This window comes from Pseudomonas sp. 102515 (assembly GCF_031085165.1).
Lineage (GTDB): Bacteria > Pseudomonadota > Gammaproteobacteria > Pseudomonadales > Pseudomonadaceae > Chryseomonas.
The window spans coordinates 290,255-305,989 of the sequence record NZ_JAVHTY010000005.1; the positions used below are offsets into that span (position 1 = coordinate 290,255).

Here is a 15,735-nt window from a genome sequence, read left to right on the forward strand (position 1 = left end):
CCTCTTGAAGCGACGCCCCTTCAGCAGGGCGCCACGAGCTATCACGGTGAAACCGGCGCCCTGGGGCGCCGGCATCGAAGTCGTTATTCCGGACGGGCGCGGGTGCTGACCAGCAGCGATGCCAGGCTGGCGGCCTTGGGCTTCACCAGCCAGAACTTGCGCAGGTAGTCGTCCAGATTCTCATGGAGATGGCTGCCCCAGGCACTGCCGGTCTCGCGCACGTATTCGGCCAGCACCCCTTCCAGGTGGCTGCGATAGGCTTCCATGGCCTCGCTGTTGATGCGCTGGATCTCCACCAGTTCGTGGTTGACCCGGTCATAGAAACCGTTGTCCAGGTCCAGCACATAGGCGAAGCCGCCGGTCATGCCCGAACCGAAGTTGTAGCCGGTCTTGCCCAGGACGCAGACGAAGCCGCCGGTCATGTACTCGCAGCAGTGGTCGCCGGTGCCTTCCACCACGGTGTGGGCCCCGGAGTTGCGCACCCCGAAGCGCTCACCGGCGGTGCCGGCGGCGAACAACTTGCCACCGGTGGCGCCATAGAGGCAGGTGTTGCCGATGATGGCCGATTCCTGGCTCTTGAAGCCCGCACCCTGGGGCGGGGTGATGACCAGCTTGCCGCCGGTCATGCCCTTGCCCACGTAGTCGTTGGCATCGCCTTCCAGATACATATGCAGGCCGCCAGCGTTCCAGACGCCGAAGCTCTGGCCGGCGGTTCCCTTGAAGCGGAAGGTCAGCGGCGCCTTGACCATGCCCTGGTTGCCGTGACGCCGGGCGATTTCGCCGGAGACACGGGCGCCGATGGAGCGGTCGCAGTTGCCGATGCTCAGGCTGAAGTCACCGCCTTCGAGCTTTTCGATCCCTGGCAGCGACAGGCGCACCATTTCCTCGGCCAGCAGGCCCTGGTCGAACGGCGGGTTCTTTTCCACCTGGCAGTATTGCGGCTTCTCGGCCGGAATGTGATCGCTACCCAGCAGCGGCGTGAGGTCCAGATGCTGCTGCTTGGCGGTCTCGCCCGGCAGGATTTCCAGCAGATCGGTACGGCCGATCAGCTCGCCCAAGCTGCGCACGCCCAACCTGGCCAACCACTCGCGGGTTTCCTCGGCGATGAAGGTGAAGAAATTCATCACCATCTCCACCGTGCCGATGAAATGTTCCTTGCGCAGTCGGTCGTTCTGAGTGGCGACGCCGGTGGCGCAGTTATTCAGGTGGCAGATGCGCAGGTACTTGCAGCCCAGGGCGATCATCGGCGCGGTGCCGAAGCCGAAGCTCTCGGCGCCAAGGATGGCGGCCTTGATCACGTCCAGGCCGGTCTTCAGACCGCCGTCGGTCTGCACCCGTACCTTGCCACGCAGGTCGTTGCCCCTCAGGGTCTGGTGCGCCTCGGCGAGGCCCAGTTCCCAGGGCGAGCCAGCGTACTTGATGGAGGTCACCGGCGAAGCGCCGGTACCGCCGTCGTAGCCGGAGATGGTGATCAGGTCGGCATAGGCCTTGGCCACACCGGCGGCCACCGTACCCACGCCGGGCTCGGACACCAGCTTGACCGATACCAGCGCCTTCGGATTGACCTGCTTGAGGTCGAAGATCAGCTGCGACAGGTCTTCGATGGAATAGATGTCGTGGTGCGGCGGTGGAGAGATCAGGGTCACGCCGGGTACCGCATAGCGCAGCTTGGCGATCAGGCCGTTGACCTTACCGCCGGGCAGCTGGCCGCCCTCGCCCGGCTTGGCGCCTTGGGCCACCTTGATCTGCAGTACCTCGGCATTGACCAGGTACTCGGGGGTGACGCCGAAGCGGCCGGTGGCCACCTGCTTGATCTTGGAACTCTTGATAGTGCCGTAGCGCGCCGGATCCTCACCGCCCTCACCGGAGTTGGAGCGGCCGCCCAGGCGGTTCATGGCTTCGGCCAGGGCCTCGTGGGCTTCCGGCGACAGGGCGCCCAGGGAGATCCCGGCGGCATCGAAGCGAGTGAAGATGTTGGCCAGCGGCTCGACCTCTTCCAGGGCCAGGGGCTGGTCGCTGGTCTTGACCTTGAGCAGGTCGCGGATCATGGCCACCGGGCGCTGGTCCACCAGCGCGGTGTATTCGCGGAACTTGGCGTAGTCGCCCTGCTGCACGGCGGCCTGCAGCAGATTGACCACGTCCGGGTTGTAGGCGTGGTACTCGCCGCCATAGACGAACTTGAGCAGGCCACCCGGCTGGATCGGCTTGCGGTTGTTCCAGGCTTCGCCCGCCAGCAGTTTCTGCTCGGCCTCCAGATCGACGAAGCGCGCGCCCTTGATGCGGCTGGTGACACCGGGGAAGCAGAGGTCGGTGACCTCGTCCGCCAGGCCCACGGCCTCGAACAGCTGGGCGCCGCGATAGGACGCGACGGTGGAGATGCCCATCTTGGAGATCACCTTGAGCAGGCCCTTGGTGATGCCCTTGCGGTAGTACTTGAACACCTCGTAGAGGTCGCCCAGCACCTCGCCGGTGCGGATCAGATCGCCCAGCACCTCGTAGGCCAGGAACGGATAGACCGCGGTGGCGCCAAAGCCCAGCAGCACGGCGAAGTGGTGCGGATCACGGGCGGTGGCGGTCTCCACCAGGATGTTGCTGCTGGTGCGCAGCCCCAGGTTGACCAGGTGGTGATGCACGGCGCCGGTGGCCAGCACCGCGTGTACCGGCAGCTTGCCCGGCTCGATGTGGCGGTCGGTCAGCACCAGCAATACCTTGCCGGCGCGCACAGCCTCCTCGGCCTGCTCGACGATGTTGCGCAGCGCTGCCTCGAGGCCCATGGACGCGGGATAGTTGAGGTCGATCTTGACATGCTCGAAGCCGGGCTTGGGCATGTTGAGGATGGTCCGCCACTTGGCCGGCGAGACCACCGGACTGCTCAGGATGGCGCGATCGGCGTGCTCGGCGGTTTCCTCGAAGACATTGCGCTCGGCGCCCAGGCAGGTCTCCAGGGACATGACGATGGACTCGCGCAGCGGGTCGATCGGCGGGTTGGTGACCTGGGCGAACTGCTGGCGGAAATAGTCGTAGGGCGAGCGGATGCGCCGCGACAGCACCGCCATCGGCGTGTCGTCGCCCATCGAGCCCACGGCTTCCTGGCCCTGCTCGCCCAGCGGGCGCAGCACCTGGTCACGCTCCTCGAAGGTGACCTGGAACATCTTCATGTACTGGCGCAGCTGATCCTGGTCGTAGAAGGCCGAACCGTGATCGTTGTCGTCCAGGGTCGCCTGGATGCGCATGGCGTTCTTGCGCAGCCACTGCTTGTAGGGGTGGCGCGCCTTGAGGCGATTGTCGATGTCGTCGGTCTGCAGCACCTCGCCGGTCTCGGTGTCCACGGCGAGGATCTGCCCCGGGCCGACCCGACCCTTGGCGATGACGTCGTCGGGCTGGTAGTTCCAGACGCCGACTTCCGAAGCCAGGGTGATATAGCCGTTCTTGGTGGTCACCCAGCGCGCCGGGCGCAGGCCGTTGCGGTCGAGCAGACAGACCGCGTAGCGGCCTTCGGTCAGGACCACGCCGGCCGGACCGTCCCAGGGCTCCATGTGCATGGAGTTGAACTCGTAGAAGGCGCGCAGATCGGCGTCCATGGTCTCGACGTTCTGCCAGGCCGGCGGAATGATCATGCGCACGGCGCGGAACAGATCCATGCCGCCGGTCACCAGCAGTTCCAGCATGTTGTCCATGCTGGAGGAGTCGGAACCGACGCGGTTGACCAGCGGACCAAGCTGGTCGAGATCCGGGATCAGCTCGTTGACGAACTTGGTCCGCCGCGCCTGGGCCCAGTTGCGGTTGCCGGTGATGGTGTTGATCTCGCCATTGTGGGCGAGATAGCGGAAGGGCTGCGCCAGCGGCCACTTCGGCAGGGTGTTGGTGGAGAAGCGCTGGTGGAACACGCAGATGGCGGTGGCCAGGCGCGGATCACCCAGGTCCGGATAGAAAGCGGCGAGATCCGCCGGCATCATCAGGCCTTTATAGACGATGACCTTGGACGACAGGCTGCAGATGTAGTGCTCGGCGTCCTCGGCATTGAGCACCGAGGAGCGGCGGCGAGCGGAGAACAGCTTGACCCCGAACTGCTGGTCGTCGAGACCCGGACCGGCGACGAACACCTGCTCGATGCGCGGCAGGCGGGCCAGGGCCAATTCACCCAACACCGAGGTGTCGATGGGCACCTTGCGCCAGCCGACCAGGGTCAGGCCGGCGGCCTCGATCTCCAGGTTCATGTTGGCACGGGCCCGTTCGGCACGGGTCTCGTCCTGGTTGAAGAACACCACGCCGGCGGCGTATTGCTCGGGCAATTCGGCGCCGAATTGCTCCTGGGCAATGGCGCGCAGGAAGGCGTCCGGCTTCTGCATGAGCAGACCGCAACCGTCACCGGTCTTGCCGTCCGCGTTGATACCGCCCCGGTGGGTCATGCAGGTCAGGGCTTCGATGGCCGTTTCCAGCAGGTCATGGCTGGGCTCGCCCTGCATATGGGCGATCAGGCCGAAGCCGCAGTTGTCCTTGAAGCTATCGGGATTGAACAGGCCTGCTTTCATAGCGCTCTCACCGGCAATCAGGTTATTGCGAAGGCATCACAAAACGGTCCGCTTATTTGAACTTTTTTCGGACAGTCAAAGGCTGACCAGTGTAGCGAAAAAATCGCTTACGACAAACACTGATGACACCTGATGAAAATTCGATGACGCAAAAAAGAAAGCCCCGGCATCACGCTCGTGATAGCGCCGGGGCTTTATTTGCATCGCAGGCAAGAATCAGCGACTGGTGGCGATGTCCTGCTGGATGCTGGCGAAGGTCCGCGGCCAGGGTTTGCTGGCCTGTACCTTGGCGGGTAGCTGCTTGACCGCCGCCTCGGCCGCCGCCCGATTGGCGAAGTTGCCGTAGGTCACCACATAGAGCGCCTTGCCTTGGTAGCTCTTCTTGAAATAGCGGAAGTTGCCACTGTCGGCCTGGGCGGCGATGAAGTCCTGCGCGGCCTTCTCGGTGCTGGTGCCCACCACCTGCAAGGCGTACTTGCTGCCGGCCTGACTACCGTACCAACCCGCCGCGGCACTGCCGGCATGAGCAGACGCCGCAGTCGGGGCCGGCTTGGCCGGTGCCGGCGCGGGGGTAGGCGCAGGCGCGGTATGCCGGGGTGCCGGAGTGGCCGCTGCCGGCGCGCTGGACGCCGGCGTCCGTGCCGGCGTCCGACTGGGCAGTTCGTCTTCGTCACTGATGGGCGGGGCGTCGGTGTTCACGGCTGGCGGCATGCCACCCGCGCCCATGTCGTTGCCTGCAGCGGTACCCGCCTGCCGGCCACCGGCCGCTTCCGCCAGGGGTTCACGGATGACCGGCTGCGACTCACCTACCAGCGGCAGGGGCAGCGGCTTGGAAGAGCCGTCGAACTGGATGGGCGCCCCCTGGGCGTCCTTGCCGGCGGACGCGGTGTTCTGCCCCCCCATGGGCAGGTCCTGCCCGGCCGTGCCGGTCGCCGGGGTCTCGCTCTTGCCGCCCTTCAGCGACAGCGCCGCAGCACCGACCGCCAGTACCACCACCCCGAGAATGACCAGATGCTTGCGCGGCAGCGCCGCCAGCAGATTGCGCGAGCCTTTCGCCGGTGCGGCGGCCTTCTTGCGCCGGGCGCTCATGCCAGCCACCAGGACATCCCGAGCTTCTTCGTTGAGCCGACCAGGCCAGCCGCCGGAGCGCTGATGGATGGTCGCGAGTTGCTCGTCGGTAAAGATCTCCAGCCCCTGACCGGCACCCTCCAGGCGCTGGGCCAGATATTCCTCGGCCTCGCTCTCGCTGTAGGGCAGCAACTCGATGGCGTGATAGCGCTCTTCGCCCTGGGCGATGTCTTCCAGGCGCATCACCACTTCCGCTTCGCCGAACAGGAAGACGTGCAGGCGCTCCTTTTCGCCGCCACCGGCCAGTTCCAGCAGGGCTTCCAGCGCGGGGGTAGCCAGCGCCTCGGCGTCATCCACCAGGATGTAGACCTCCTGCCCCGCCAGGCGCACTTCCGCCGCCTGCGCGAGAATGGACGCCGGCGTCTGGCTGTCGGCGCCCACGCCCTTGGCGACCTGGGCCAGGACGGTGCGGGCGTCGCCGCCGTTCTGCGCGGAAATCACCACGCAGTGCACGGCTTCCTTCTTGGTGCTGGCCGCCAGTGCCTGGCGCAGCAGCGTCTTGCCGCTGCCCTCGGGCCCGCTGACCACCAGCAACAGCTGGCTGTAGCGGGCCAGATGATGCAACTGACCCAGCACCGGCTTGCGCTGCGCCGGAAAGAATTTGAAACCGGGAACGCGGGCGGCGAACGGGTCGTGGGTGAACTGATAGTGACCGAGGAAGGCTTCGTCGGCGTGCAGATTGGACATGGGACTCTCTTGTTCTCCTTACTGGGCGGTCAGCGCTTGGTAATCGGTACGCAGCGTCTGCTCGAGAATGTCGCGGGCGAAGTCGGCGGTCACCACGGCCTGGCCCAGGTCACTGAGCAGTACCAGCCGGAGTTGTCCATCCAGGACCTTCTTGTCCACCGCCATGAGGCGTTCGAAATCGGCCGGCTGCATGTCGGCCGGCGGTACCACGGGAAGCCCCGCCCGGACCAGCAGGCGCAGGGCGCGGTCGCGCTGGGCGGCCGTGAGCCAGCCCAGCAGCAGGGACATCTGCAGCGCCATGACCATGCCGGCGGAAACCGCCTCGCCATGCAACCAGACGCCATAGCCCTGGTGGGTCTCGATGGCGTGACCGAAGGTATGGCCGAGATTGAGGATGGCACGCAGGCCCGACTCGCGCTCGTCGCTGCCGACCACCTGGGCCTTGGCCGCGCAGGAACGCTCGATGGCTTCGGTGAGGGCCTGCTGGTCCAGCGCCAGCAGCGCCTCGACATGCTTTTCGAGCCAGCCGAGGAAGGGTTCATCGCAGATCAGACCGTACTTGATGACCTCGGCCAGACCCGCCGACAGTTCGCGCGCCGGCAGGGTCGCCAGGCTGTCGGTGTCGATGACCACGGCCTTGGGCTGGTAGAAGGCGCCGATCATGTTCTTGCCCAGCGGGTGGTTGATGCCGGTCTTGCCGCCCACCGAGGAATCGACCTGGGACAGCAGCGTGGTCGGTACCTGGATGAAGTCCACCCCGCGTTGATAGCAGGCCGCGGCGAACCCGCCCATGTCGCCGATCACCCCGCCACCGAGGGCGATGAGGGTGGTCTTGCGATCATGGCGATCCTGCAGCAGGCCGTCGAAGATCAGTTGCAGGGTTTCCCAGTTCTTGTGCGCCTCGCCGTCGGGCAGCACGATCGAGCTGACCTGGCGGTCGCCCAGGGTGCGCAGCAGGCGCTCCAGATAGAGCGGCGCGATGGTTTCATTGGTGACGATCGCCACCTTGCGCCCGGCGAGATGGGGCAGGAAGCAGTCCGGCCGATCCAGGAGGCCCTGGCCGATGTAGATCGGGTAGCTGCGCTCACCGAGCTCGACGTGAAGAGTCCGCATGCCGTCACCTTGAGTCAAAGGGCGCCTAGCATAGCGCAGAACGCTTGCGGCTTTAATGCGGCGCCAGGGCTTTCAGACGGTCGAGTATCTGCAGCACGACCAGCCGGGGTGGCCGCTCGTCGGTCTCGATGATGATATCGGCGATCTCGCGGTACAGCGGGTCGCGCATGGCCATGAGCTTGCGCAGCACCGCCGCGGGATCGGCGGTCTGCAGGAGCGGACGGTTGCGATCACGGGAGGTGCGTTCGATCTGCTGCTCGATGGAGGCATGCAGATAGATGACCCGTCCGCCATGCTTGAGCGCCTGGCGATTGTCCTCGCGCAGCACGGCGCCCCCGCCGGTGGCCATCACCAGACCGTTTTCCGCGCACAGCTCGGCGATCGCGGCGCGTTCGCGCTCGCGAAAGCCCTGCTCGCCTTCCACATCGAAGATCCAGGGGATGTCGGCACCGGTACGTTCTTCGATTACCTTGTCGGAATCCTTGAACGGCAGCCGCAACTCCTTCGCCAGGAGCCGGCCGATGGTGCTCTTGCCCGAGCCCATCGGTCCTACGAGAAACAGATTACGCACTTATGTCATCGACCAACCGCTATCGCCTGGTTGTTCATGATACGCGGCGTGAGGAAGATCAGCAGCTCGACTTTGCTGTCGGTGACCGAATCCCGGCGGAACAGCCGGCCGACATAGGGAATGTCCCCCAGCATCGGCACCTTGGTGGTGGACTTGGTCTGGGTATTGGAGAACACCCCGCCCAGCACGATGGTCTCGCCATCGCTCACCAGCACCTTGGCATTGACCTCGTTCTTGCTGATCGGCGGCACGCCGTTGAGGGCGTTCTGGTAGTCAGGGGCATCCTTGTTGACCTTGACCTCCATGATGATGCGGTTGTCCGGGGTGATCTGCGGCGTGACTTCCAGCGACAGGGCGGCCTGCTTGAAGCTGGTGCTGGTGGCACCGCTGGAGCTGGCTTCCTGGTAGGGGATCTCGGTACCGCGCAGGATCTTGGCGGTCTCCTTGTCCGAGGTCACCACCTTGGGCTGGGAGATGATCTCGCCATTGCCACTGGATTGCAGAGCTGACAGCTGCAGGTCGAGCATCTTGCCACCGACCATGAAGCCGACGCCGATGCCCGAGGTGCTGCCGGAGACGCCCATGTCGACGAAAGGCGTGGGTGCGACGCCGTTGGTAGAAGTGAAATTACCCACGGTACTGGTGCCCGGCAGGAAGGCCTGACCGGTAGTAGGATCGACCGTGGTGGCGCCGTCCTTGCCATAGACCGCGAAGTTGCCCGAACTGGCGTTGCCGCCCCAGCGCACGCCCAGCTGCTTGCTGTAGTCGACGTTGGCCTCCACCAGCCGCGCCTCGATCATCACCTGGCGCACCGGGATGTCCAGCTGCGAGACGATGCGCCGGAGTTCGTCCAGGCGATTCTGGGTCTGGTAGGCGATGATGCTGTTGGTGCGCTCGTCCACCGAGATGGAGCCGCGCTCGTCGGCGGTCTTGTCGGCGCTGGTCACCGACTGGAACAGCTTGGCGATATCGGCGGCCTTGGCGTAGTTGACCTGGATCAGGTCGCGACGCAGCGGGGCCAGCTGCTGGATCTGCTTCTGGGATTCCAGCTCCTGACGCTCGCGGGCGGCGATCTCGTCGGCCGGTGCCACCAGCAGCACGTTGCCGATCTGGCGCTTGTCGAGCCCCTTGGTCTTGAGGATCAGATCCAGCGCCTGGTCCCAGGGCACGTTCTGCAGGCGCAGGGTGATGTTGCCCTGCACGGTGTCGCTCGCCACCAGGTTGAGGTTGGTGAAGTCGGCGATCAGCTGCAGTACCGAGCGGACGTCGATGTCCTGGAAATTCAGCGACAGTTTCTCGCCGGTGTAGGTGAAGCGATCGGCTGCGCGCTTTTCCTTTTCCTCGGTGGTGAGCGGCTTGACGCTCAGGGTCAGACGATTGTTGGTCTGGTAGGCCAGGTAGTCGTAGGTCCCGGTCGGCTCGATGACGATGGACGCCCCGCTGCTGTCAGCGGAGGCGTTGACGAACTGCACCGGGGTGGCGAAGTCCTTGACGTCCAGGCGCACGCGCAGCTCTTCGGGCAGCTGGGTACCGGCGAAGGTCAGGCGGATCTTGCCGCCCTGCTCCTGGATGTCCGGATTGATGCCGGTCTCGCTCAGGTCGATGACCACGTTGCCCTCGCCCTGGGGACCCCGCTGGAAGTCGATATGGCGGATCGCCTTGCCGCGCAGTTGCGGCCGCGGCGCGGTCATGGCCGCCACGGTAGAGGTGGCCTGGGTCGGCGGCAGCGGCGTGCGGGCGACCGCGCCGGAGAGGGGTGCGGACGAGGGCGCGGTCACGGTGGCCGGCGCGGCGGCCCGCGGCAGGTTGGGCGTCAGATTGGCCTGGGCGTTGGCCACCTGACGACCCGCGGTGCCACCGATGGTGACGAACAGATTGCGACCGTCGGCCCGGGTGTCGTAGCTGGCCAGGTTGGTGAGGTTGATGATCAGGCGGGTACGGTTGCCCGCCTCCACTACCGTCACGCTGCGGGCATTGCCATTACCCAGCTCACGGCTCTTGGTACCCAGTTTGTTGGCGACGCCGGGCAGGTCCAGGGCGATCCGCGCCGGCTGCTCGATGGTGTAGCCCTTGGGCACCGGAACCGGCTGATCGAAGGTCAGCTTGAGCTCGATGCGATCCCCGGGCAGGGAGGCGACGTTCAAGGCCTGCAGATCGGCTGCCAGGGCTTGACCGGCCAGGCTGCCCAGCAACAGGGCCAATCCCAGTCCCAGCCGTCTTGCGCTATTCGTCTTCACTGTACTCGCCCTGCCCATTAAGTCTTTTCCTTCAAGGTGATGGTGCGCGGCCGTTCCAGCCAGCCACCCTCGCCATCCGGGACGATTTCGATCACGTCGATCTCACCGTCGGTAATCTTGGTGATGCGTCCGTCGTTGCGCCCCAGGTAGTCCCCCACCTTGACGCGATGCACGCCCCCGGCGCCGTTGACCAGCGCATAGCGGCCGCTGGCGTTGGCCAGGATGCCGACCATGCTGAAGGTCTCGATGTTGAAGCCTTCGAGAAACTGCTTGGGCCGATTCACGTCCGGCTTGATGTTGCCGGTTCCGCGCTGGCGCACCGTGGGATCGATGCGCACCGGCGCCTGGAAGGGACTGCGCAGGGCCGCGGCGGCGTAGGTGAAGGGTTCGTAGGCGCGAAACTGCGGCAATGGCTCGATGGAACCGCGCGGCTTGGCCCGGGTTTCGTCCATGAAGGCCTGCAGATCGCTGGTATCGCTGGAACCACAGCCGACCAGCACGCCGGTCAGCAGACAGAGCAACAGGGGCGTCCTCATTTGCCGAGCCCTTTGTCGTTGTACCTATAGGTCTTGGCCAGGACGTTCATGCGCAACTTGCCGCCGCCTCCGGAGACCGTACCGCCGCCATTGGCGCTCTTGTCGTCCACAGGCTTGAGATCGAAGTCGTGCAGGGTGACGATGCGCGGCAGGCTGGAGACGCTGCTGACGAAGGTCGCCAGGTCGTGATAGTTGCCCACCACGGTGATCTGGATCGGCAACTCGACATAGAACTGCTGGGTGACCTCGGGCAGGAGCTTGATCTGCTCGAATTCCAGGCCGCTGCCGAGACCGGTGCGGGTGATGTCTTCCAGCAGCGCCGGCACCTCGGTATCGCCGGGCAGTTGCCGCAGCAGGGCACCGAAGGACTCCTCCATCTCCACCATCTGCTGCTTGTAGGCATCCAGATTGGCGGCCTGGAAGGCCTTGCTGGCGTATTGCTGCTTGAGCGTCTCTTCCTGGTTGCGCTGGCTGTCCAGCTGGGCTTGCATGTCGCTGAGATGGAACTGATAGCCGAGCAGGAGCACCACCAGCACGATCAGCAGGCAGGCGATGACCTTGACCGGCTTGGGCCAGGAACCGAGGTTCTCCAGGCTGAGCTCGTTGATGTCGACCTTGCGCAGGCTGGCCAGGGAATCGGCGAGACTCATGGTTTGCCTCCCTGGGCGAGCGGGGCCGGTGCAGCGGGGGCGCCGGGCTGGGTCTGCTTGACGGTGAGCTGGAAGGTGTTGGCCTGATCCACCGCACCCGCGGTGGTGGCCTTCACCTCGATCAGCGTAGGCGACGCGAACCAGTCCGAGGCATCCAGGTTACGCATCAGGTTGGAGACCCGGTTGTTGGATTCCGCCTCGCCACTGATCGACAGGGTATCGCCCTGCATCTTCAGCTCGCGGAAGTACACGCCGTCTGGCAGGGTGCGCACCAACTGGTCGAAGACGTGACCGATGACCGGGCGATTGCCCTGCAGGTCCTGGATGATCTTCATCCGCGCCAGCAGCTGCTGACGGCGGGTCTTGAGTTCGCTGATCTCCTTGATGCGCACGTCCAGCTGGGCGATGTTCTGCTGGATGAAGGCGTTGCGCGCCTCCTGACGGGCGATCTCGCCGGACAGGTACTGATCCCCGAGAAACACGGCACCGCACGAGAGCACGAAGATGCCGCCCAGGATCACCAGGAACTGCTTGCGCCTTTCTTCGCGCAGCTGCTCCCGCCAGGGCAAGAGGTTGATGCGGGCCATCTAGTCGAAACTCCTCATGGCCAGGCCGCAGGCGATCATCAACGCCGGGGCGTCACCCGCCAGGGCCGCCGCATTGACCTTGTTGCTGACGGTCATGTCGGCGAAGGGATTGGCCAGGACCGTCGGGGTGCCGATTTTCTGCTGGATCAAGCGGTCGAGTCCGGAAATTGACGCGGTTCCTCCGGCAAGCAAGATGTAGTCCACATCATTGTATTGCCCGGCGGCGAAAAAGAACTGCAGCGAACGCGCCACCTGCTGCACCACCGCCTCGCGGAAGGGCGTCAGCACCTCGCTCTGGTAGTCGTCCGGCAGCCCGCCCTGCTTCTTGGCCAGACCGGCCTCCTCCACCGACAGGCCGTAGCGGCGCTGGATCTCTTCGGTGAGTTGACGACCGCCGAACAGCTGCTCGCGGGTGTAGATGGTCTTGCCGTTGTGCAGCACGCTCAGGGTGGTCATGGTAGCGCCGATGTCGACCACCGCCACGGTCAGGTCGTCGACATGGCCGCCGAGCTGATTGGCCAGCAACTGGTAGGCGCGCTCCAGGGCATAGGCCTCGACGTCGACCACCTTGGCCGAGACGCCGGCCAGCGCCAGGGCCGCCTCGCGGACCTCGACGTTTTCCTTCCGGCAGGCGGCCAGCAGCACCTCGACGCGCTCGGCGTTGCGCGGCGACGGCCCCTGCACCTCGAAGTCGATGGCGACCTCGTCCAGCGGATAGGGAATGTACTGGTCGGCTTCCAGCTTGATCTGGTTTTCCAGTTCGTCGTCGGTCAGGCCGGCATCCATCTCGATGGTCTTGGCGATCACCGCCGAGCCGGAGACGGCCACGGCAGCGCTGCGCGCGGAGCTGCGCGCCTTGACCAGCACCCGGCCGATGGCCAGGCCCACGCCTTCGAGTTCGGCGATGTTCTTTTCCACCACGGCGTTGGCCGGCAGGGGCTCGACCGCATAGGCTTCCACCCGGTAGCGCCCGCCTGAACGACTCAACTCGATGAGTTTCACGGATGTCGAACTGACGTCGATACCCAGCAGCGTATTCGCCTTCTTTCTGAATAGCCCTAGCACATCAGTTCCCTATGAGCGACGGTGGTCTTCCGCGGACGGGCATTAGATAACAGACTTGACACCCGAGCAAATAGCGGCCAACCGCCAAACGCGCCTATAATGGCGACGCCGTGTAGGCTGACCCTCACCTGTCGCCCTTTCCTTCTTTCCATTCGAAAAGTCTCTTGATGCGTGTTCTGAAATTTTTCTGGTGGTCGTTGGTCGCCCTGGTCTGCAGCCTTTTGCTGGGTCTCAGCGGTGCCTTCCTCTACCTCACCCCCAGCCTGCCCTCCATCGATGCCCTGCGAAACGTGCAACTGCAGATCCCTCTGCGGGTGTACAGCGCGGACGGCAAACTCATCGCCGAATTCGGTGAAATGCGCCGCTCGCCGCTGCGTTTCAACGAGATACCGCCCAATTTCATCCATGCCCTGCTCTCCGCCGAGGATGACAACTTCGCCAATCACTATGGCGTGGATGTGAAAAGCCTGGCGCGAGCGGTGAGCCAGCTGGTCAAGACCGGACACATCCAGACCGGCGGTAGCACCATCACCATGCAGGTCGCCAAGAACTACTTCCTGACCAGCGAACGCAGCTTCTCGCGCAAATTCACCGAGATCCTCCTGGCGCTGCAAATCGAGCGCCAACTGACCAAGGACGAGATCCTCGAGCTCTACGTCAACAAGATCTACCTGGGCAACCGCGCCTACGGTATCGAGGCCGCCGCCCAGGTCTACTACGGCAAGTCCATCAAGGACCTGACCGTCGCCCAGATGGCGATGATCGCCGGTCTGCCCAAGGCGCCGTCGCGTTACAACCCGGTCGCTAATCCTGAGCGTAGCCTGGAAAGACGCAATTGGATTCTCGAACGCATGTTCAAGCTCGGGTATATCGATCAGGCGGCCTACCAGGCCGGCATCACCGAGCCGCTCGAGGCCTATCACCACGTCGCCGTGCCCGAACTCAACGCCCCCTACATCGCCGAGATGGCGCGGGCGGAAATGGTCGGTCGCTATGGTGGCGATGCCTACACGGATGGCTACCAGGTCTACACCACCATCGACAGCCGGCTGCAGACGGACGCCTTCGAAGCCGTGCGCGACGGCCTGACCGACTACGACCGCCGCCATGGCTATCGCGGCCCCGAGGCCCAGTGGCCCAACCGCAGCCGGGCCGAGTGGACCGCGCTGATCCAGAAGCAGCGCGTCGTCGGCGGCCAGGATCCGGCCCTCGTCACCCAGGTGGAGAAGAGCGGCATCCTGGTCCTGACCCGCGAAGGCAAGGAAGAGGCGGTCTCCTGGGACTCGATGAAGTGGGCGCGACCCTACCTCAGCGCCAACAGCCTGGGGCCGCGACCGAACGGTCCGGCCGACGTGGTCAAGGTCGGCGACCTGATCCGGGTGCAGCGCCAGGACGATGGCAGCCTGAAATTCTCGCAGGTTCCCAAGGCGCAGAGCGCCCTGGTGTCGCTCGCCCCCCAGGATGGCGCCATCCGTGCCCTGATCGGTGGTTTCTCCTTCGAGCAGAGCAACTACAACCGCGCGACCCAGGCCCGCCGCCAGCCCGGCTCCAGCTTCAAGCCGTTCATCTATAGCGCGGCCCTGGAGAAGGGCTTCACCGCCGCCAGCCTGGTCAACGATGCGCCCATCGTCTTCATGGACGAGAATCCCGACGAAGCCTGGCGGCCAAAGAACGACAACAATACCTTCCTCGGCCCCATCCGCCTGCGCGAGGCGCTGTATCGCTCGCGCAACCTGGTGTCCATCCGGGTGCTGCAGGCCATCGGCATCGACTATGCGCTGGATTACGTCAGTCGCTTCGGCTTCGAGCGCGATCAGTTGCCGCGCAACCTGTCGCTCGCCCTCGGCACCCCGGGCCTGACCCCGCTGGAAGTGGCCACCGGCTGGTCGGTGTTCGCCAACGAAGGCTACAAGGTGACGCCCTACGTGGTCGATCACGTGACCGATCGCGACGGCAAGGTGGTCTATCGCGCTGCCGCGCCGCGGGTGCCCCAGCAGGTGCAGGCCAAGGCCGCGCCCGGCGTCGAGGTCACGCCGACGGCCGATACCGCCGCTGCCGATCCGGCCAATCCGGCGCCGGTGTTCGCGCCTCAGGTCATCGATCCGCGCAATGCCTTCATCATGAACAGCATGCTGCAGGACGTGATCAAGCGCGGCACCGGGCGCAAGGCGCTGGAACTGGGTCGCAACGACTTGGCCGGCAAGACCGGCACCACCAACGAATCCAAGGACACCTGGTTCTCCGGCTACAACGGCGACTACGTGACCACGGTCTGGGCCGGCTTCGATCAGCCCGAGACCCTGGGTCGCCAGGAATTCGGTGGCACCGTGGCCCTGCCGATCTGGATGAGCTACATGGGCGCAGCGCTCAAGGACAAGCCGCCGCATCAGCTCAAGGAACCGGACGGCATCGTCTCCATCCGCGTCGATCCCACCACGGGTCGCGCCGCGCCGCCCGGCACGCCCAACGCCTACTTCGAGCTGTTCAAGAGCGAGGACACCCCGCCGAGCCTGGACGAGCTGCCGCCTGGCGTCGCGCCCGGCACGCCGCTGCCCTCCAGCGAAAACGTGCCCATGGACATCTTCTGATCTGCGCCCAATAAAAAACCCCGCCAAGGCGGGGTTTTTTC

Annotated in this window: 10 protein-coding genes; 1 reads left to right on the plus strand and 9 read right to left on the minus strand. The window is 65.1% G+C overall.

Annotated elements, in window-relative coordinates; all coding sequences use genetic code 11:
• Positions 1-83 precede the first annotated feature (83 nt).
• The 9 genes from gltB to RCF34_RS19970 all read right to left on the minus strand — a co-directional run bounded on the left by gltB (position 84) and on the right by RCF34_RS19970 (position 13,106).
• Positions 84-4,532: a glutamate synthase large subunit gene (gene gltB, locus RCF34_RS19930; RefSeq protein ID WP_308709728.1), complete on the minus strand. Its 4,449-nt coding sequence runs from the start codon at positions 4,530-4,532 to the stop codon at positions 84-86.
• A 216-nt stretch (positions 4,533-4,748) separates the two neighbouring features.
• Positions 4,749-6,347, minus strand: a complete 1,599-nt coding sequence (locus RCF34_RS19935) for an AAA family ATPase (RefSeq protein ID WP_308709729.1) — start codon at positions 6,345-6,347, stop codon at positions 4,749-4,751.
• A gap of 18 nt (positions 6,348-6,365) precedes the next feature.
• Positions 6,366-7,460 (minus strand): 3-dehydroquinate synthase, encoded by a 1,095-nt coding sequence (gene aroB / locus RCF34_RS19940; protein ID WP_308709730.1) that lies wholly within the window; start codon positions 7,458-7,460, stop codon positions 6,366-6,368.
• Between the two features lie 52 nt (positions 7,461-7,512).
• Positions 7,513-8,031: a shikimate kinase AroK gene (gene aroK, locus RCF34_RS19945; RefSeq protein WP_308709731.1), complete on the minus strand. Its 519-nt coding sequence runs from the start codon at positions 8,029-8,031 to the stop codon at positions 7,513-7,515.
• A gap of 5 nt (positions 8,032-8,036) precedes the next feature.
• Positions 8,037-10,286 (minus strand): type IV pilus secretin PilQ, encoded by a 2,250-nt coding sequence (gene pilQ, locus RCF34_RS19950; RefSeq protein ID WP_308709732.1) that lies wholly within the window; start codon positions 10,284-10,286, stop codon positions 8,037-8,039.
• Complete coding sequence (locus tag RCF34_RS19955) at positions 10,286-10,804, minus strand: pilus assembly protein PilP (protein WP_026083837.1); 519 nt, start codon at positions 10,802-10,804, stop codon at positions 10,286-10,288. The genes pilQ and RCF34_RS19955 overlap by 1 nt, the downstream gene beginning before the upstream one ends.
• A complete protein-coding gene (pilO, locus tag RCF34_RS19960) occupies positions 10,801-11,454 on the minus strand; it encodes a type 4a pilus biogenesis protein PilO (protein ID WP_308709733.1) in 654 nt (217 codons plus the stop codon). Before pilO ends, RCF34_RS19955 begins: the two co-directional genes overlap by 4 nt.
• Positions 11,451-12,041 carry a PilN domain-containing protein gene (locus RCF34_RS19965; protein ID WP_108582365.1) on the minus strand — a complete coding sequence of 197 codons (591 nt, stop codon included), beginning with the start codon at positions 12,039-12,041 and terminating at the stop codon, positions 11,451-11,453. The genes pilO and RCF34_RS19965 overlap by 4 nt, the downstream gene beginning before the upstream one ends.
• Positions 12,042-13,106, minus strand: a complete 1,065-nt coding sequence (locus RCF34_RS19970) for a pilus assembly protein PilM (protein WP_183633703.1) — start codon at positions 13,104-13,106, stop codon at positions 12,042-12,044. It abuts the gene before it with no gap.
• A gap of 167 nt (positions 13,107-13,273) precedes the next feature.
• Here RCF34_RS19970 and RCF34_RS19975 point away from each other — a divergent pair, with 167 nt between their 5' ends.
• Complete coding sequence (locus RCF34_RS19975) at positions 13,274-15,694, plus strand: penicillin-binding protein 1A (RefSeq protein ID WP_308709734.1); 2,421 nt, start codon at positions 13,274-13,276, stop codon at positions 15,692-15,694.
• Positions 15,695-15,735: the final 41 nt, after the last annotated feature.

Coding starts and splice junctions, on each gene's coding strand:
- pilQ (WP_308709732.1), bottom strand. CDS start 10,286: ATGGGCAGGGCGAGTACAGTGAAGACGAATAGCGCAAGACGGCTGGGA.
- RCF34_RS19955 (WP_026083837.1), bottom strand. CDS start 10,804: ATGAGGACGCCCCTGTTGCTCTGTCTGCTGACCGGCGTGCTGGTCGGC.
- RCF34_RS19935 (WP_308709729.1), bottom strand. CDS start 6,347: ATGTCCAATCTGCACGCCGACGAAGCCTTCCTCGGTCACTATCAGTTC.
- gltB (WP_308709728.1), bottom strand. CDS start 4,532: ATGAAAGCAGGCCTGTTCAATCCCGATAGCTTCAAGGACAACTGCGGC.
- pilO (WP_308709733.1), bottom strand. CDS start 11,454: ATGAGTCTCGCCGATTCCCTGGCCAGCCTGCGCAAGGTCGACATCAAC.
- RCF34_RS19975 (WP_308709734.1), top strand. CDS start 13,274: ATGCGTGTTCTGAAATTTTTCTGGTGGTCGTTGGTCGCCCTGGTCTGC.
- RCF34_RS19965 (WP_108582365.1), bottom strand. CDS start 12,041: ATGGCCCGCATCAACCTCTTGCCCTGGCGGGAGCAGCTGCGCGAAGAA.
- aroB (WP_308709730.1), bottom strand. CDS start 7,460: ATGCGGACTCTTCACGTCGAGCTCGGTGAGCGCAGCTACCCGATCTAC.